Origin of the sequence: Priestia sp. RMT2NF4, assembly GCF_047872835.1 — a bacterium.
Taxonomy (GTDB): Bacteria; Bacillota; Bacilli; order Bacillales; family Bacillaceae_H; genus Priestia; species Priestia zanthoxyli.
On record NZ_JBLQZO010000003.1, the window covers coordinates 380926 to 398388 of the forward strand.

Sequence of the window (17463 nt, forward strand, 5' to 3'; positions counted from 1 at the left end):
ACCGTCCTTAATGAGTAATTGGAGAAAAGGCTTTTATACCGGCAATCAGCTGTCCAGCCTGTACTTCATCGCCGGGTTTTACATGAATAGAACTGATATATCCATCCATAGGTGCTAGCTGTGGAAACTCCATTTTCATGCTTTCTTCGATAATTAACGTATCGCCTTTTTTAACTTTTTGTCCTTCTTCAACAAGAACTTTCCATACGCTTCCCGGCATTGTACAGCGGGCGGCCTCCGTACCTTCAGGCAGTTCTTGTTCCGTAATTTCAGCTGTTTCATGTTCAGAGACGTACTCAGCTAAGCCGAGTGCTTTCCAATCTTCTCGCTCTGTTTGAAAAGCAGCCTGCTGGGTGTGACGAAAAGCAGCCGTGCTTTCTTCAATAGATGAAAGAAAATCTAAATATTCTCCAAGTTTAAACGTTGTCTCCGTAATATCTGCTTCAAATCTCCCGCGAAGAAAATCTTCGCGCAGTTTTAAAAGCTCATCTGCTTCTACTGGGTAAAATTGAATTTGATCAAAGAAACGAAGAAGCCACGGTTTTCCTGCTTCAAAACTTTCCGTTTGACGAAGTCGGTTCCACATTTGAATCGTGCGTCCCACAAATTGATAGCCCCCAGGACCTTCCATTCCGTATACGCACATATACGCACCGCCAATACCAACTGCATTTTCAGGTGTCCATGTACGAGCGGGATTATATTTCGTTGTCACTAAACGGTGACGAGGGTCTAGAGGCGTAGCAACAGGCGCGCCTAAATATACATCTCCAAGCCCCATTACAAGATAATTAGCGTCAAATACAACTCGTTTCACATCTTCAATGTGATCCAGACCGTTTACTCGGCGAATAAACTCTAGATTGCTTGGACACCAGGGTGCATCTGGACGAACGTTTTGCTGATAGCGTTCAATAGCCAATTGAGTCGCAGGATCATCCCATGAAAGCGGAAGTTTTACAATACGAGACGGAACTTCCATTTCTTCAAGTGGAGGAAGTGCGCGATCTATAGCTGAAATGTGCTGGCAAAGTTCAAGAATAGACATCTTTGTTGCATCAATATGAATTTGAAGAGAACGGATACCAGGCGTTAAATCTAGAACTGGTAAATCCTTATGCTTTTGAATAGCTTCCATTAAAGCATGCACTTGGAAGCGAAGCAGCAGATCCAGCTCCATTTCTCCGTATTCTACAAGTATATTTGCATCGCCTGAGCAGCGGACGGAAAATGGGAAGCGTCTATTTTCCGTTTCGTTAATCAGCAGCGGATAATCGCTTTTGAGCGGCTGTGCTACTGGATTTGTAAGCACAGGAAGTGATGCAGATGTTCCGATATGCTGTAAAAAGTCTTCCTGCGTACACTTGAGTTTTTCAGATTGTTCAAGGTCAATTAATTTAAACGAAATTTTATCTCCGGGATGAAGCTGTCCTATTTTCCAAAATTCTGCTGAAGCAGTCGTAACAGGGCAAACAAAGCCGCCGAGGCTCGGACCGTCTGGGCCAAGTAAAATAGGCATATCTCCGGTTAAGTCTAAGGTGCCGATGGCATAGGCATTATCATGAATATTTGATGGATGCAAACCGGCTTCTCCTCCATCTTCACGGGTCCAAAAAGGAGCGGGACCTATTAACCTAACGCCTGTTCTAGAGCTGTTAAAATGAACTTCCCATTTTGTATCTGTTAGCTGCTGTAAGTACTCTGGCTGCAAAAACTCTTCTGTACAATGAGGGCCGGGAATCACTCCGATTGTCCATTCTTTAGACATGGTCGGCTGGTAGGAAAGAGCAAGTTCATTTTCAACGTGAGCGTAGTCAGAAACACGCAGTACATCTCCCGTGCGAAGTGCTCTTCCGCCGTGTCCTCCGAAACTTCCTAGTGTAAAAGTAGAAGAACTGCCTAATATTTTAGGCATATCAAGTCCGCCGCCAATCAGTAAATACGTGCGCATTCCTTCGGTTGCTTCACCAAATGAAAGAATTTGTTCCGGCTTTGCTTGAATGGTTTTATACATGGGAATTTCAGCGCCGTCTAATGTAGCATGCATGTTAGCACCGGTAATACAAAAAGATACATCGTCTCTAAATTTATAAGAGCCGCCTCGGAGAGTCATTTCAATTCCCGGGGCATCCGGTGAATTTCCGAGAAGTTTGTTTCCTATGCGAAAAGCAAAAGGATCCATTGGGCCGCACGGAGGAACTCCTACATTCCAGTGCCCGGTGCGTCCCGGGTAATCTTGAACAGTAGACTGAACGCCGCCGTCTAAAACTTCAATTGCTTGTTCGCTCGGAGTATATGAGTTAAGCATTTGAGTATACACATCGCCTGTTTTACACGCTTTTTCTTCTAACAGTCCCTGCAAGTATTGAAGATTAGTAGTAACGCCGTATAATCTTGTCTCTTTTAAAGCAGCGCTCAATTTTAGAAGAGCTTCTTCTCGTGTTTTTCCATGAACGATAATTTTAGCTAGCATAGGATCATAAAGTGATGTTACAGTAATGCCGTCTCGCACCCATGTTTCAACTCGAGCACTTTTAGAGAAAATGGCTTGGTCGATTTGCCCGCCGCTTGGACGAAAATCATTTAAGCAATCTTCGGCATAAATACGCGCTTGGATACTGTGACCTGAAGGAACAGGAAGCAAAGAAGGAAGGTTTACCAGCTCATCGCATGCTTCTTTAAGCATCCATTCTACTAAATCGATGTTTAACACTTCTTCTGTAACGCCGTGTTCTACTTGAAGACGAGTATTTACTTCTAAAAAATAAAACTTCTCCGCTTCGGCGTCATATAAAAATTCTACTGTTCCTGCACTTCGGTATCCCACTTCTTTAGCTAGTCGAGTAGCTGCTTGCAGCATATTTTCCCGTATATATGAAGGGAAGTTTGGAGCTGGACTTTCTTCAATTACTTTTTGATTTCTTCGCTGAATAGAGCAGTCGCGTTCCCCTAAAGCTACTACTTCTCCAAAAGAATTCCCGAAGATTTGAACTTCCACATGGCGAGCTTTTTGAATGTATTTCTCTAAAAAAACACCGCTGTTTTTAAAGTTTGTTTGTGCTAAATGGCAAACTGAGTCAAAAGCGGCTTGAAGCGCTTTTTCATCCTGGCAAACACGCATTCCAATTCCGCCGCCGCCAGCTGTACTTTTTAACATAACGGGATAGCCAATCTCTTCAGCAGCACGTACAGCTTCTGATACATCTGTAATAAGAGGTGTACCAGGAAGCAAAGGCACGTCCGCTTTTTGCGCAATTTCCCGAGCTGAATGTTTCAATCCGAATATTTCCATTTGCTGAGGTGTAGGACCAATAAATACAATTCCTTCAGCTCGACAGCGACGAGCAAATTCCGCGTTTTCGCTTAAAAAACCGTAGCCTGGATGAATAGCTTCTGCTCCTGTTTTCTTTGCGATATCTAGAATAAGGTCTTCGTTTAAATAACTTTCTTTGACCGGGCCGCTGCCAATTAAAATGGCTTCATCTGCTTCATCAACGTGCAGGCTGTCTTGATCAGCTTCTGTATAAACAGCCACAGATTTCACTCCGAAATGTCGTAATGTTCGCTCAATTCTAACGGCAATTGCTCCTCGGTTCGCAATTAATACTTTTGTAAACATAGATGAACACTCCTTTTTATAATGAATCCCAAATAACTAAGCGAATAGGGGTAGGGTTATAATCGTTGCACGGATTATTAAGCTGAGGGCAGTTGCTGATCAATACAAGTGTAGGATTGATCGCTTCCATTTCTACATAGTATCCAGGTGCAGACACTCCGTCATTAAACGTTAATCCGCCGCTTGGCGTCACGGGTACATTCATAAAAAAGTTTACGTTCGGTGCTAAATCTCTTTTAGTGTAGCGGCTATCATATTTTGATAGCTGCAGCATAAATGTATCTCGGCAGTTATGCATCGGAAGCGTGTCATGTGCATAACGTACGGTGTTGCTTTGTGCGGAACAAGCTCCGCCTAGGGTATCGTGGCGTCCGCACGTGTCAGCTACAATTTTGACTAGTTCTTTGCCAGATTGAGAAAGCAGCACCGTGCCGGTGGATAAATAAATATTTCCTTGATTAGCAATCGTCGATACTGCACTGTAATGATCTTCTGGATTTTCTGCATCAAAGAATAACGTATCCGCTGCTTGATTGCCTTCTACATCTATTATTCTAAGAGTTTGTCCTGCTTTAAGTTCGTGCATCCAGCCGTCCCCAGCCAGTACCGTTTCATCATAAATTGCGTTCTCTATTTTTCTGCTACTTTCCACTCGGTTAAATACAGCCATTATAGAAGCCTCCTTCATTTTTAAATCGTTGATAATGTTTTATTTCCAAGCAATAGGTCATAAGACCATGTGTTTTCAAACGCTCGTTTATTTTCAGGTCTAAAATTTAAACAGTAGTCATCTGAGCTAACAGGAGCTGCTTCATCTACGGTTATCTCAATCGGAACAGAAGGATACGTTTTACTTGGGTCTAAAGGGTTAGGGGTATTAGACAGTAGAAAAAGTAAATCCATTTCTGTTCTAAGCGTAATAAAATCTCCTTTTTTACAATGAGAAGAAACAAAATTCATATTGCCTTCTTCGTCGCAGTATACTTTTGAAAATAAGTTAAGATTAGGGACTAAATCCCGTGTTGTTAAACCGTTGCGCAGAAGCTCCATTGAGAAGTTTTCTTCTCCATTCCTTCTCCATGCGTTTCGGGATTCTTGATAAGTAGATGCACCGTATTTTTGCTGAGTGAAGCTGCGCGTAGTATAGCCTGAAATGGTATCATGCCAGCCGGTGGTGTCAGCAGTGATGCTTGCAAATGCTCTGCCGTTGTCACTCATCAGAACGTGTCCTTTTGTTAAATGAGCAGTATGCTGAGCTTTTAAGGTATCAGGCATGTTGTATCGTTCCGTTAAATCATAAGCGTTGTACAATAGTAGGGATGCGTTTGCACCGGATTCTTGTGCGGTAAACGTCACTGATTTTCCTCTCCCAATTCGTCCTGACCATTTTCCGCCCGCTGGGATGGTTTGCTTCCAGATATAACTCATAAAATAACCTCCTTAGAATAAAAAAAGGATAAAAGCTTGGGAGAGTAGTCTCCCAGGCTTTTATCCTTCCGTGTTATACAGCATAGCGCTATATCGCTCTCTCTCGGACCAGTCTTTAACATATGTTAAACGGAACCCTAGACAGCTTTTTTGTTCTTAACATCTGTAAGAACCTTTATCCATTTGTGGCTTTCGATTAATCGTAGTATAGTATGTTTGAAAATAAGTTGACAAGCAGTTTGTTAGAATACCTGACACAAAAACTGATTTTTCAGTTTATTTTTCAGGAACCGTCACTTTTGAATGATCTCTCTTTGCAAAAGGAGCCGATAGTCGAGATTTTACAAATAAATAGAGAAATCCAACCGTAAGCCAGGCGACACCAATCAAAAGAGTGTCTTTGTTTAACAGTGTGAGCAGCCATCCGATAAATGCCGCTCCTATCAAAGGGAAGATTAAATAAAGTATTGTTTCAGTAAACGATCGTTTCTTTAACTTAATATAAAAATGGGCAATGACTGATAGATTAACAAATGTAAAAGCGGTTAAGGCACCGAAACTGACAAAAGTAACGGCTGTGTTTAAATCAATAAACATTCCCAAAAACGAAAAAGCGGTAACAAGCAAGATATTCACCACGGGCGTTTTAAACGTTGGATGAATATATGAAAATACCTTCTGAGGCAGCACGGATTCACGGCCTAAAGCATATAAAAAGCGAGTCACGCTTGTGACTGAAGAAACTCCTTGAGTAAAGGTTGCGATAATTAAGACCGTAATAAATAGACTGCTTAAAAGATTTCCGCCCACTAATTTTACAAGGGTGTAGGCAGCATTATCAGGATTAGTAAATGTGAATCCCGGATAGGCAATCTGTGTAAAATACGAAATAGCGATGTACATAACAGCTGCAATACAAACAATAAGAAAAATGGCTTTTGGAATGGTCCTTTCCGGTTGAATCGTTTCTTCCGCCATTGTTGTAACGGCATCAAATCCTAAAAAGCAAAAGCAAATGAGCGCAGCTCCAGAAAAGATAGTCGTAAACGGTACATCTGAAGCCAAAAAAGGATGAAGTGAAAAAAGAGTAGAAGAACTAGCTTGACCTGTTGCAATATCTTTGATGATAAATAAACAAAACAAACTTATAAATAGAATCTGAACTACAACAGAGATGCCGCTTATACGAGCGACAGATTTAATACCAACAATATTGACTAAAGCTAAGATAATGTTCATGACAATGACCCATACGTATACAGGAATAGAAGGAAATTCTGTATGCATAAAAATACCAAATGTTAAAATAGCGATAATAGGGGAGAAAATATAGTCTAAAAGAAGTGCCCAGCCTACTAAAAAGCCAAGGCGAGGATGTATAGCTTTTTTCGTATACGTATAAGCAGATCCTGCTATTGGATATGCTTTTACCATTCGGCTATAGCTATATGCGGTAAAAAAGATAGCTAAAAAAGCAATTAAATAAGCAAGGACCATTTGCCCTCCAGCCGCATCGTAGGCTACTCCGTAAACTGTAAAGAAAATCATCGGAGTCATCCAGGCAAGACCCAAAAATACAATTTGATATACCTTTAGCGATTTACTTAACGCTGGTTGGTTGTTCATATAAATCCCTTCTTTCCTCTATTTTATACTAGTAAAAAAGAAAAGCCTGGGAGAATGATGTCATTCTCCCAGGCTTTTATCCTTCCGTGTATACGGACCGTTCCGTACGCTCTCTCTCGGACCAGCCTTTAACATGTGTTAAACGGAACCCTAGATCGCTTTTTGTCTTCAAGAGAGTGAAGACCTTTATAGATAATGTAAGTAGTTCGAAGTATAAGCAGGATTATAAGAAGATGCAACTACTGTGTTAGATAGTTTAACAAACTTTTTAAAAAAGTAAACTTTTGTAAAAGGCGAACTATATATAATTTTATTAAAAAGATTATTCGCTTATATTTGACTTATAGAGAGACCTATAGTATATTTGTAGACAAGAAAAAGCTAAATACGGTTCACTCATATATGTTTGAGAATATGGCTCAGACGTTTCTACCTTATCACCGTAAATGATAGGACTATGAGTAAAAAGTGAATCTAGGTTCCCATTTTTACGTTAGTAGAAAGTTTGGTCCAAGCGATTCACATATTCATTTTTGAAAAGAAGTGGATATGACACCGAAGGGATAAAAGCCCAGGCGGGTAGGTTTTTGCTCATTGTATTTGAGAGACCTGCCTTTGTTTGGGCTTTTTCTTATGTGTCTATTTACAGTGTGAGCGAGTGGTGGAAATTTTTTGCTTGTATCTGCATTGCTTTCTGGGGAGAATAGCGATGCAAAGCATGAAATCACTCACTGAAGCTTTATCTGTAAGCCCTCATTTAACCATGGGAAGTACATTCTATCTATTTTCTAGCATTTTTTCTTTGATGAGCAGCGTGGGGACGCTGCTCCTTTTTTTTGTTCTTGCTTTTTTCTCTGTAAATAAAGGCCTTTAGAGAGAAGGTGATTCGCGAAATTTGGCGAATTAATGCTTTAAACAATAAATGATAAATAAGATAAAGCGGTCTATGAAAAATGAAGAAGTTGAAAAATTGAGGAGGGAATTATATTGCTTCACTTAATTAATGTTCGCTTGCCAATTATGCACGATCACGCTCTTTTTGAAGTGAAAATTTCAAATGGAATGTATACTTCTATCGTTTTACAAAACGGTTATCTTGAAGGTGACGAGTTTTTTCCGCTACACGCGGCCGTGTTAGGAAAAGAAACGTCACTTGATGCACAGGGGCGTGTACTATTACCAGGATTTGTAGATATGCATATGCATTTAGACAAAGCTCATTCGCTTCCTCAGGTACCCAATCTATCTGGAACTCTTCAAGAAGCCATTAAAAATTACAGCAGCAGCCTGCCGGCATTTCCAGAAGAAGAAATTAAGCAGCGAATGTTAAAAACTGCTTTGCAGGCATTAGCTAACGGTACGACTACGATTCGAACGCATATTGATTTTGACTGCAGCATGGAAGAAGATAGCTTATTTCGAAGTTTACAAGCGGCTGTCGAAGTGAGAGATGAATTAGGCCCGTATATGGATATGCAGGTTGTTCCGCTATTCTCTAACTTAGACATTGATGATATGCATAAGATGACTAAAATTGAACGAGCATTCGACCTTGAAATTGATGCGATTGGAGGCTGTCCTCATTTAGCTGGAAATCCAGAAAAAGAGATTGATGCTCTGTTTTCGCTGGCTCAAGCCTATAATAAACCTCTTGACTTACATGTGGATGAAAGCGATGATCCATCTGTTGATACGATAATTAATATTGCTCATAGAACAATTGAATTGAATATGGAAGGAAAAGTGGTAGTGGGGCATCTTTGTTCGCTTGCAGGAATGACTGATGCAAAAGTGAAAGAAATCTTAAACCTTTTGAAACAGGCGAAAATTGGAGTTGTCACATTACCTGCTTCTAATTTATATTTACAGGGAAGAGAAGATAAAGGAATTGTAAGACGAGGCGTAACGCGTATTCGCGACATACAAAAAGCAGCGATTCCGATTGCTACTGCATCTGATAACGTGAACGACCCCTTTCATCCGTTTGGAAAAGCAGACTTGCTGCAAGTAGGGTTACTAACTGCCTATGCTGCACATATGGGAAGTCCAGATGATCAGCGGCAGTTGCTCCGAATGATTACAAGTATACCAGCCCGGCTGATTGGAAAAGAAAAGTATGGAGTGGAAGAAGGAAACGAAGCAAACTTTGTTCTGTTAAATGTCCAGTCTGTACAGGAAATATGGACTGAACTTCCTGAAACTCGCTTTGTTTTCAACAAGCATCGCTGGCTTAGCGTAAAAGAGACGCATCAGCGGCTCGCGGATACGAACTTGACTAATCTTTGGCAGGAAAATCAAATTTTAATTGGTTAAATAGACATAAAAAGAAGCTGTCACTAAAGTGACAGCTTCTTAATCAATTACTTTTGAACGTTAGCAGCTTGTGGTCCACGAGCTCCATCTTCGATTTCAAATGTAACTTCTTGACCTTCTTCAAGTGATTTGAAACCTTCGCCTTGGATAGCTGAGAAGTGTACGAATACGTCGTCTTGTCCTTCTACTTCGATGAATCCAAAACCTTTTTCTGCATTAAACCATTTTACTTTACCTTGTACCATTGTAGTACCTCCTGTGTGGAAAATCCACGAATATATTACTATCTCTGCTCAATTTCAATAAGAATCACTTTAAAGAAAGTCTTTCTATTTGTTAACACCGAACAAGAAATAATATACCTAGTATAACACTTTTTTATAAAAAAGAAACCTTTTTTCATAAAAAAGTACTCTGAGATAAAAATAAGTTGAAAATATGGGAATATTTTGAAATAGTAAATAAGCTATTGTTTTGTGGATTTTTTAGCGATCCCTAAAATCTTTTATCTCGTAAAAAAATGAATAGTGAGGTTGACAAATTGAATAACGTGTAACTATAATGGTTACAACGAGCTGAAAAGAAATAGCAGTGTTATAAAAGCTCAAATTTTTTTGTGTAATGTGTAACTATTGTGGTTACAACAAAAATAAAAGGAGAGAATAAAAATGAAAATTGGCGTTATTGGAGCAACAGGAAAAGCAGGTCAATTAATTATGGAAGAAGCAAAACAGAGAGGACATGAAGTAACAGCCATTGTTCGAAATGCTTCTAAACTAAAAAATCAAACAAACGTAATTGAAAAAGATATTTTTGTCATTACTTCAAAAGACATTGAACAGTTCGATGCTGTGGTAGACGCATTTAATGCACCTCCCGGAAGTGAACAGATGCACGTTGAGTCTATACAATCACTTATTAAAGCATTTCAAGGTGTTCAAACGCGACTCGCAGTAGTGGGCGGAGCAGGAAGTTTATTTGTAGATGAAGAAAAAACAATGCCTTTAATGAGCACAGAAGGTTTTCCAGCAGCTTATTATCCAACGGCTTCAAATATGGGCAAAGGTTTAAAAGAACTAGAAAAATCAACTATAGATTGGACTTATTTAAGCCCAGCCGCTTTTTTTGACCCAGAAGGTGCTCGCACTGGAGCCTATCAATTAGGAAAAGATCACGTGATCACAAATAGTCAAAATGAAAGCTATATTAGCTATGCTGATTATGCGATTGCTTTAATAGATGAGTTAGAGAATAAAAACTATGTAAACGAACGTTTTGCTGTAGTGGGTGAGAAAGCATAAGCTTACGTTTGAGTCATATAAAAAAACAGCTTACATTTGTTGTGAGCTGTTTTTTTATATAGAACAAAATAGATATAAAGCAACGGAAAATGGTATAGATTTTTTATTATTTCTTCGTTTTTCTTTTTAAAAACGATACAATACAACATAGATGATAAAAAGGAGATGAAAAGATGATTCGTTTTGGTGTAATAGGAACAAACTGGATAACAGATCGACTGTTAGAATCAGCTCAGTATGTAGACGACTTTCAGCTTGCAGCTGTTTATTCTCGAACCATTGAAAAAGCAGAAGAATTTGCAGGTAAATATGATATTCCTCATATATTTACTGATTTAGAGGAAATGGCAGCAAGTGCTGAAATTGATGCCGTGTATATTGCTACTCCAAATGCTTATCATGCGGAACAAGCTATCTTATTTTTGAAAAATAACAAGCATGTACTGTGTGAAAAACCGCTCGCAGCCAATGCAGCAGAAGTAACTCGCATGATTCAAGCAGCCAAGAATCACAATGTGTTACTAATGGAAGCGATGAAATCAACCCTTCTTCCTAACTTCAACGTGATTCAAGAGAACTTACATAAAATTGGTCCAATTCGAAAATACGTGGCATCTTACTGTCAGTATTCTTCTCGTTACGATAAATACAAAGAAGGTATCGTGCTTAATGCCTTTAAGCCAGAGCTTGCCAACGGTTCACTGATGGATTTAGGTGTATATTGTCTGTATCCTCTGATTACGTTGTTTGGAGGGCCTCATAAAATAAAGGCAACGGCGTTTATGCTAGAATCTGGAGTAGATGGAGAAGGGTCAGTTGCTTTAGAGTACGAAGATCGCGACGCGGTCATCATGTATTCTAAGATTACAAATTCGCATTTACCAAGTGAAATTCAAGGAGAAAAAGGCAGTATGATTATTGACAAAATACATACTGCTGAAAAGGTAGAAATTCGATACAATGACGGACGGGTAGAAGAGTTAACGGTCGATCAGCCTTACCCTGCTATGTACTATGAAATAAATGAATTCGTAGAGCTGTTAAAGCAAGGAAAGATGGAATCGGACACAAATTCTTATGAAAATTCGTATCTAACAATGCATGTGATGGATAAAGTGCGAGAGCAAATCGGTCTTGTATATCCAAATGATAAGAAATAAATAAAAGAGGCTGGACAAAAGTAGTTTAGTTGAAGGAAGATCCGAACGAGTTTGATTCTTGATGGAGAATCAAACTCGTTCGGATTTTTTTATGGGTAGGGTAAAAGCAGGTTTTAAGTAACAAGTAGTGACCCTTATTAGATGATTTATACCATTTGTTCGTCTCTAAATTGGATTTAGATCGTTATGTCTCATTCTCTTTTATTGTAGTTATAAAGAGCATAATTGAGATTTGAAATCTTGTTTCAGCACACTGCAAAAGCAAATATGTTGAAACAAGGGAAGTTTTTTAGTATCTTCTATGTTCCTTCATCCCTGCATACATAGGATTAATCAAAGGAAAGAATAAAAAGAGTGAGAAATATTCGATAATCAATCCTAGATTAAAATGATTATAAAAAAGTATTGACTATAATAATAGCTCGTGTATAATAAAGAATGTAATCAATAGTTATTACTAGTTTATAATGATACTAATAATCGTTATCAAATAGTGAATAGTGCTGATTGCATTAAAAATAATACATACAAGCATAGGCTTGTTAAATACATTGTACAAGGAGAGGTTTTGACATGGCAGAACGTATGGTAGGAAAACAAGCACCACGCTTCGAAATGGAAGCTGTACTTGCAAATAAGGAATTTGGAAAAGTAAGTTTAGAAGAAAATATGAAAAACGGTAAATGGACAGTATTGTTCTTCTATCCAATGGACTTTACATTCGTATGTCCAACAGAAATTACAGCCCTATCAGATCACTACGAAGAGTTTGAGGATCTAGATGCTGAAGTGGTAGGTGTTTCTACAGATACAATTCATACTCACTTAGCTTGGATTAACACAGATCGTAAAGATAATGGGCTTGGAGATTTAAATTATCCATTAGCTGCAGATCCAACTCATGCAGTAGCACGTGATTACGGCGTATTAATTGAAGAAGAAGGCGTAGCGCTTCGCGGATTATTCATTATTAATCCAGAAGGTGAATTACAATATGCAGTTGTAAACCATAACAACATCGGCCGCAGCGTAGAAGAAACATTACGTGTACTTCAAGCACTTCAAACTGGCGGACTTTGCCCAGCTAACTGGAAACCAGGTCAAAAAACACTTTAATAAATAACGGTAGAGTAGAGGAGAACTTCCTCTACTGCTGCCATTAAAATAGAAAAGATAGTTTTCTAACTGTAAAATACAGAATATTCAGTTTAATTAATGTAGAGGAGGATTTTAACATGAAATTACGTGAACAAATGCCTGAATTAACTGGAGCAACATCTTGGATTAACGACGAAGTGACAAAGGAAGATTTAGTAGGTGATAAAGCAACGCTTATCCACTTTTGGTCAGTAAGCTGCCATTTATGTAAAGAAGCAATGCCTGAAGTTAATGATCTTCGTGATGAGTATGATGATCAATTGAATGTTGTAGCGGTTCATATGCCTCGTTCGGAAGATGACTTAGATATGGGTGTTATTGAGGCAATGGCAATGGGACACGATATTACTCAGCCAATTTATGTAGACAGTGAGCATAAGTTAACAGACGCTTTTGAAAATAAATATGTACCAGCATATTATGTATTTGATAAAGAAGGTCAGCTTCGTCATTTCCAAGCGGGTGGAAATGGAATGCCAATGCTTCGCAAACGTATCAACCGCGTTTTAGGAGAAGAATAATCTATACATGAAGAAGAAATAAAAAGGGCCGGGATAAAAATATTTTAGCCGAAGTGAAAAACGAAACACTGATCAACATGTTTGATTAGTGTTTCGTTTTTTTGTTATGCAGAACGTAGATTTCATCTGTTTCGTTCCTTCTAGCAGTTGATTGGAGGGCAAGCGACGAGGAGGCTCAGCGGCCGCCCGCGGAAAGCGAAGTCTTGCACGGAAATCAACTGCGGTGTAATAAGCAGTCCAGCTCATGTATTCTATTTGTTCGTCTTTAGATTGGATCCATTTCGTTATGTCTCAATCTCTTTTTTTTATTTTTACTGAGTCGTTTTGATTATTAATGAGCATTTCATCATATTGACATAAAAAACCTAATATAGTTAAATTTATATAAGAACAAACGTTCGTTTTTGGTGTTGTTATTTTACTCTTTTCTCCCTTTTTAATAAGTATAAGAAAAAAAGGAGGAGATTTGCACAATGACTCAGCTCTATTCGCAGCAAGAAAAGCGGCACGACAAAGAATGTACCTTTCATACATTTCTTACAAACCACAGCGCAACTCTTCAGACTCATATAATGAATACATTTTTGACACCAGAACGCTATGAGCGATTACAAAAAGCGGTTGTTAAAAATGATACAAAAGAACAAAGACTTCTAAACAAAGAATTTCATCAGTTTTATAGTGAAGTTAGATTGCTTCATTATATTAACAAGCTTTGCAGACATTATTCCAGAGATGTTATGCGTGTAAAAGAAAAAGAGCGTTCATATATTCCTCTTCGCCTGCAGCAGCCGGCTGCGCTAGATGGAAATCGAACAGTTGAAGATATGCTAGGAGTACAGGACGGAGCTGTATGGGAGCATGAATTTTTAGGAAATCAACTTGAAAATCGTATTCTTCATCATGCATTTCGCCAATTAACGGCCAAGCAGCAGTGTATGCTGCACTTGATTATTGTCGAACGCTGGACTCATAAAGAAATCGCTGCTTATTTTTCTATTTCTCAGCAAGCGGTTTCTAACCATTACCAACGTGCGCTAAGCAAGTTGAAAAAAATTATGAAGGTGAGTGATAGATATGTTTGATCCTCAATGGCTTCAACTTGTTGGAAACGTAGGATTTCCCGCTGTCCTTTCTTTTTATTTATTACTGCGTGTAGAAAACAATATAAAGCGACTCGAAGAAAAAGTGGAAGAATTAACAACTGACTTAAGAAAGAAGTGAAGAAATGGAAACTCTATATGAGCTTGTAAATAAAGTGAAATCCGGAGATGAAGAAGCGTCAAGGCGTTTATTAAAAAAGCTGGAACCAAAACTAAATAAAGCTGTCCAAAACTTTTCACTGCATGAGAGAGAAGACGTAAAGCAAGATTTAAAGATTAAAATTCTTTCCGCTGTTAAGACCTTCGATTTTTCTCAAACGCCAGGTCTTTGGGAATTTTTACATCAAAAATAAAAAAGAGCGCTCGTTTTATCGACGCTCTTTTTTTATTTTTGTCGCATTTCGACTACGTACCTTTCAGTGAAAAATACAAAAAATAGAAAATGGATAAATATTTTAAAAAAGGTAAAAGGTGATGTGTACACATAGAGTTTAGTAGTATACTAACAAGTAGAATTTCTTGTAGAAAAGGAAGATAAACACTCTTTATATAGTGAGGATCGTCGGCAACAAATAGAGTATAGAACAGTTTTATTTAATGAAGGAAAAAAATGATAGTACTGTTCGATAAATCAAACAGTACTAGTTATAAAAAAGCAGCTGTAAACAATATGTAAGCTAAGAAGCCTATTGTTTTTGTTTTAGCTTTTGGAAAGAGGTGAAGAATAGAGTGAGTCAACTTCTCTTTAATATCACGTTAATTATTTCTTTCTTGTTTGCTGCGAGTATAGTTCGAGAGCAAATCATTTATAGAGTAGAAGGAATAAAACGGTATAAAATGTATCGCTTAATTTATTACGGATGTTCTTATGGACTATTAGGCAGCATTTTAATGATATATACAATTAAAATAGATTCTACTATTATTCTTGACCTTCGCTTTTTAGCGGTGACAATTGTTTGTCTTTATGCAGGAATGGTACCGGCTATCATTGCAGCTTGTATTATAGGAGTAATGCGTTTGCTTTTATTTGGAATTACGGAAAGCGGAATAATAGGCGCTGCTACAATTATCGTAATGGCTTTACTGTCTGGGTGGACGGTTCGCTTACCTTATCGTCCATTTATTCGTTTTCAATTAATGAATTCTATTAGCTTGCTTTGCATATTTTTCTCCTTGTCCTTTCTTTTTAAAGATATGAAGCACGCCGCTGCGACTATCGTCTATTTACTCCCTGCTTCCTTTATAGGCGGGTGTTTAGTGTATCTAGCAGGTAGATATATATATGTATCTCGCGTAACGACAAGTCAGCATAAAAAACTGTCTAAAATGTTTTCGGTTATGGTTCAAAATGCAAAGACAGGTACCATGATTGAAACGCCGGAGCGCGAAGTAGCCGTTATTAATCAAACTTTTTGTGACATGTTTGATATACCCGGGCCTCCTGATCAATACGTTGGACTGGAAAGTAATCAGCTGTTTTTATCTCACGCTCCTATGTTGAAAGATCCTGCTAGGTTTTTAAAAACGGTAGAAAGCACCGTTTATTCAAAAGAGTCAATAGTAGATGAAGAAATTACGTTTATTAACGGTAAAATTTATGCGCGTGACTACATTCCAATCTATGAAGGTCATGTGTATATTGGCCACTATTGGGAATATCGAGATATTACGGAGAAAAAGAAGGCTGAGTGTGATCTTCGCAAAGCTAATAAAAAGCTTGAAATGCTGTCTATGAAAGATGGCTTAACGGGTCTGAACAACCGCCGATCTCTTGATAAACAGCTGGAAATCGAGTGGGAATACGCACGGAAAGAAAAAGAGCCGCTTTCTTTTCTTTTATTTGATATTGATTATTTTAAAGCGTATAACGATACCTATGGCCATATTCAAGGAGACGAATGCTTAAAAGAAGTAGCGAATATCGCTAAAAGCGTTGTCTTTGACGAATCGGTTTTTGTCGCAAGATACGGAGGAGAAGAGTTTGGTATATTGCTTCCTCGAGCTAATCAATATGAAGCGATAAAAATGGCAGAAGCTATTAGGCAGCAAGTGGAGGACCGTGGAATTGTCCATCAAGCTTCTGAAGTGTTTAAGTGCGTCACTATCAGCGTTGGAATAATGACAGTCGTTCCATCCGAAAACATACAGCCCATTTCAATTGTTCATCAAGCAGATCAGGCTTTATACGAAGCAAAGCGTACGGGTCGAAATCGAATTTCAGTATATTCCCACCACAAAGAAGCTGACTCAAACGTTTGAGTCAGCTTTTAAAAGAGATATAAGCCTCTTATTTAGGAGGGGCTTTTTCTTTTTCGTCTTCTTCCATAATTCCTTTTGTAGCGTTTTTAAACTCTTTTAACGTTTTTCCAGCAGCTTTGCCTAATTCCGGCAGTTTCTTTGGACCAAAAAGCAATAGAGCGACAAATACAATTAAGGCAATTTCTCCAAACCCAAGGTTCATTGTCATCGTCTCCTATTTTTTGAAAGTGTTTACAAGTTTAGTATAGCACGAAAAGAGGGGAAGTAGTACACCCTTATCCGGTGATTTTAAGGCCGATTACACCTGCTACAATACAAAAAATAAATAGAATTTGACGCATATCTTTTGCTTCGCGAAAGAAAAGCATGCCGAGAAGTACACTTCCGGCAGCGCCTACTCCCGTCCATATACCGTAAGCTGTTCCAAGAGGTATTTCCTTTAACGCTAAGGAGAGAAGATAAAAACTTCCTGCACCAAAAAGGATAAATCCAATTGAAGGAAGCAATCGCTTAAATCCATCCGAAAGTTTTAAGAAAATCACAAATCCCACTTCGCAGAAACCGGCAGCTATTAATGCAATCCAGGCCATGTTAAGATTCCTCTCTTTCTGTTTCTTCAGTAGAAATTAACTTTAAACCGATAATTCCAAAAATCATTAATCCTAAAAATAAAATCTTTCCAATATTTACGCCTTCGTCTAAAACGGTCATACCGAGTATCGCTGTACCAGCAGCTCCTATACCAGTAAACACTGCATAAGCTGTTCCCACAGCAATTTTTTTTAAGGCATTTGAAAAGAAATAAAAGCTGATGACAATTGTGACGATCGTAATGATTGTTGGAGTTAATTCAGTAAATCCGTGTGAATATTTTAAGCCGATTGCCCATACAATCTCGAGCAAACCAGCGATAATAAGGTAAATCCAAGCCATTTTAATTCCTCCTTACATAATAATAAGCCCTTTTTACAG

The 17463-nt window shown here is 38.4% G+C and carries 17 protein-coding genes and 3 riboswitches; of the genes, 9 read left to right on the top strand and 8 right to left on the bottom strand.

What is annotated here, in order from left to right:
• Positions 1-7: 7 nt before the first annotated feature.
• From uca to ACMX9J_RS15430, 4 genes are all read right to left on the bottom strand, one after another.
• A complete protein-coding gene (gene uca / locus ACMX9J_RS15415; protein ID WP_416225936.1) occupies positions 8-3619 on the bottom strand; it encodes an urea carboxylase in 3612 nt (1203 codons plus the stop codon).
• 16 nt (positions 3620-3635) lie between these two features.
• Positions 3636-4289, bottom strand: coding sequence for an urea amidolyase associated protein UAAP2 (locus ACMX9J_RS15420; protein ID WP_098999763.1), 654 nt, complete (start codon positions 4287-4289; stop codon positions 3636-3638).
• Positions 4290-4309: 20 nt separating this feature from the next.
• Complete coding sequence (locus ACMX9J_RS15425) at positions 4310-5047, bottom strand: urea amidolyase associated protein UAAP1 (RefSeq protein WP_176344541.1); 738 nt, start codon at positions 5045-5047, stop codon at positions 4310-4312.
• Between the two features lie 47 nt (positions 5048-5094).
• A riboswitch (guanidine-I (ykkC/yxkD leader) is annotated at positions 5095-5199 on the bottom strand.
• Between the two features lie 124 nt (positions 5200-5323).
• A complete protein-coding gene (locus ACMX9J_RS15430; RefSeq protein WP_155010407.1) occupies positions 5324-6673 on the bottom strand; it encodes an APC family permease in 1350 nt (449 codons plus the stop codon).
• Between the two features lie 63 nt (positions 6674-6736).
• Positions 6737-6838: riboswitch (guanidine-I (ykkC/yxkD leader) on the bottom strand.
• 211 nt (positions 6839-7049) lie between these two features.
• Positions 7050-7151, top strand: a riboswitch (purine riboswitch).
• Between the two features lie 509 nt (positions 7152-7660).
• On the opposite strand from ACMX9J_RS15430, the gene ACMX9J_RS15435 reads away from it, so the two are divergent.
• Positions 7661-8986 carry an amidohydrolase family protein gene (locus tag ACMX9J_RS15435; RefSeq protein ID WP_255219834.1) on the top strand — a complete coding sequence of 442 codons (1326 nt, stop codon included), beginning with the start codon at positions 7661-7663 and terminating at the stop codon, positions 8984-8986.
• A 47-nt stretch (positions 8987-9033) separates the two neighbouring features.
• Here the strand turns inward: ACMX9J_RS15435 and ACMX9J_RS15440 are convergent, their stop codons facing one another.
• The gene (locus ACMX9J_RS15440) at positions 9034-9231 is read right to left on the bottom strand and encodes a cold-shock protein (protein ID WP_013055689.1); all 198 of its coding nucleotides are present in this window, start codon (positions 9229-9231) and stop codon (positions 9034-9036) included.
• A 423-nt stretch (positions 9232-9654) separates the two neighbouring features.
• Between ACMX9J_RS15440 and ACMX9J_RS15445 the strand changes: the two genes are divergently transcribed.
• The 8 genes from ACMX9J_RS15445 (at position 9655) to ACMX9J_RS15480 (ending at position 16491) form a co-directional block, all read left to right on the top strand.
• Positions 9655-10287, top strand: a complete 633-nt coding sequence (locus ACMX9J_RS15445) for an NAD(P)-dependent oxidoreductase (RefSeq protein WP_033578197.1) — start codon at positions 9655-9657, stop codon at positions 10285-10287.
• A gap of 173 nt (positions 10288-10460) precedes the next feature.
• Positions 10461-11447, top strand: coding sequence for a Gfo/Idh/MocA family protein (locus ACMX9J_RS15450; protein WP_047751559.1), 987 nt, complete (start codon positions 10461-10463; stop codon positions 11445-11447).
• A gap of 573 nt (positions 11448-12020) precedes the next feature.
• Entirely contained in the window at positions 12021-12563 is a 543-nt protein-coding gene (locus ACMX9J_RS15455; RefSeq protein WP_014461319.1) for a peroxiredoxin, read from the top strand.
• 119 nt (positions 12564-12682) lie between these two features.
• The gene (locus ACMX9J_RS15460; protein WP_013055693.1) at positions 12683-13126 is read left to right on the top strand and encodes a TlpA family protein disulfide reductase; all 444 of its coding nucleotides are present in this window, start codon (positions 12683-12685) and stop codon (positions 13124-13126) included.
• A gap of 473 nt (positions 13127-13599) precedes the next feature.
• Positions 13600-14211, top strand: a complete 612-nt coding sequence (locus ACMX9J_RS15465) for a sigma-70 family RNA polymerase sigma factor (RefSeq protein WP_048020133.1) — start codon at positions 13600-13602, stop codon at positions 14209-14211.
• Positions 14204-14350, top strand: a complete 147-nt coding sequence (locus ACMX9J_RS15470; RefSeq protein ID WP_013055696.1) for a YvrJ family protein — start codon at positions 14204-14206, stop codon at positions 14348-14350. Before ACMX9J_RS15465 ends, ACMX9J_RS15470 begins: the two co-directional genes overlap by 8 nt.
• A 4-nt stretch (positions 14351-14354) precedes the next feature.
• Positions 14355-14582 (top strand): helix-turn-helix domain-containing protein, encoded by a 228-nt coding sequence (locus ACMX9J_RS15475; protein WP_416225937.1) that lies wholly within the window; start codon positions 14355-14357, stop codon positions 14580-14582.
• Positions 14583-14958: 376 nt separating this feature from the next.
• Positions 14959-16491: a diguanylate cyclase domain-containing protein gene (locus ACMX9J_RS15480; RefSeq protein WP_416225939.1), complete on the top strand. Its 1533-nt coding sequence runs from the start codon at positions 14959-14961 to the stop codon at positions 16489-16491.
• Between the two features lie 28 nt (positions 16492-16519).
• On the opposite strand, the gene ACMX9J_RS15485 is transcribed toward ACMX9J_RS15480, so the two are convergent.
• From ACMX9J_RS15485 to sugE, 3 genes are all read right to left on the bottom strand, one after another.
• Complete coding sequence (locus ACMX9J_RS15485) at positions 16520-16693, bottom strand: twin-arginine translocase TatA/TatE family subunit (protein WP_013055701.1); 174 nt, start codon at positions 16691-16693, stop codon at positions 16520-16522.
• 73 nt (positions 16694-16766) lie between these two features.
• Positions 16767-17081, bottom strand: coding sequence for a DMT family transporter (locus tag ACMX9J_RS15490; RefSeq protein WP_098999759.1), 315 nt, complete (start codon positions 17079-17081; stop codon positions 16767-16769).
• Between the two features lies 1 nt (position 17082).
• A complete protein-coding gene (gene sugE / locus ACMX9J_RS15495) occupies positions 17083-17424 on the bottom strand; it encodes a quaternary ammonium compound efflux SMR transporter SugE (RefSeq protein ID WP_028412237.1) in 342 nt (113 codons plus the stop codon).
• Between the last annotated feature and the right edge of the window lie 39 nt (positions 17425-17463).

Excerpts from the sequence above, each read along its gene's own strand:
- uca (WP_416225936.1), bottom strand. The coding sequence starts at position 3,619 with ATGTTTACAAAAGTATTAATTGCGAACCGAGGAGCAATTGCCGTTAGA.
- ACMX9J_RS15420 (WP_098999763.1), bottom strand. The coding sequence starts at position 4,289 with ATGGCTGTATTTAACCGAGTGGAAAGTAGCAGAAAAATAGAGAACGCA.
- ACMX9J_RS15425 (WP_176344541.1), bottom strand. The coding sequence starts at position 5,047 with ATGAGTTATATCTGGAAGCAAACCATCCCAGCGGGCGGAAAATGGTCA.
- ACMX9J_RS15430 (WP_155010407.1), bottom strand. The coding sequence starts at position 6,673 with ATGAACAACCAACCAGCGTTAAGTAAATCGCTAAAGGTATATCAAATT.
- ACMX9J_RS15440 (WP_013055689.1), bottom strand. The coding sequence starts at position 9,231 with ATGGTACAAGGTAAAGTAAAATGGTTTAATGCAGAAAAAGGTTTTGGA.
- ACMX9J_RS15445 (WP_033578197.1), top strand. The coding sequence starts at position 9,655 with ATGAAAATTGGCGTTATTGGAGCAACAGGAAAAGCAGGTCAATTAATT.
- ACMX9J_RS15450 (WP_047751559.1), top strand. The coding sequence starts at position 10,461 with ATGATTCGTTTTGGTGTAATAGGAACAAACTGGATAACAGATCGACTG.
- ACMX9J_RS15455 (WP_014461319.1), top strand. The coding sequence starts at position 12,021 with ATGGCAGAACGTATGGTAGGAAAACAAGCACCACGCTTCGAAATGGAA.
- ACMX9J_RS15460 (WP_013055693.1), top strand. The coding sequence starts at position 12,683 with ATGAAATTACGTGAACAAATGCCTGAATTAACTGGAGCAACATCTTGG.
- ACMX9J_RS15465 (WP_048020133.1), top strand. The coding sequence starts at position 13,600 with ATGACTCAGCTCTATTCGCAGCAAGAAAAGCGGCACGACAAAGAATGT.
- ACMX9J_RS15470 (WP_013055696.1), top strand. The coding sequence starts at position 14,204 with ATGTTTGATCCTCAATGGCTTCAACTTGTTGGAAACGTAGGATTTCCC.
- ACMX9J_RS15475 (WP_416225937.1), top strand. The coding sequence starts at position 14,355 with ATGGAAACTCTATATGAGCTTGTAAATAAAGTGAAATCCGGAGATGAA.
- ACMX9J_RS15485 (WP_013055701.1), bottom strand. The coding sequence starts at position 16,693 with ATGAACCTTGGGTTTGGAGAAATTGCCTTAATTGTATTTGTCGCTCTA.
- ACMX9J_RS15490 (WP_098999759.1), bottom strand. The coding sequence starts at position 17,081 with ATGGCCTGGATTGCATTAATAGCTGCCGGTTTCTGCGAAGTGGGATTT.
- sugE (WP_028412237.1), bottom strand. The coding sequence starts at position 17,424 with ATGGCTTGGATTTACCTTATTATCGCTGGTTTGCTCGAGATTGTATGG.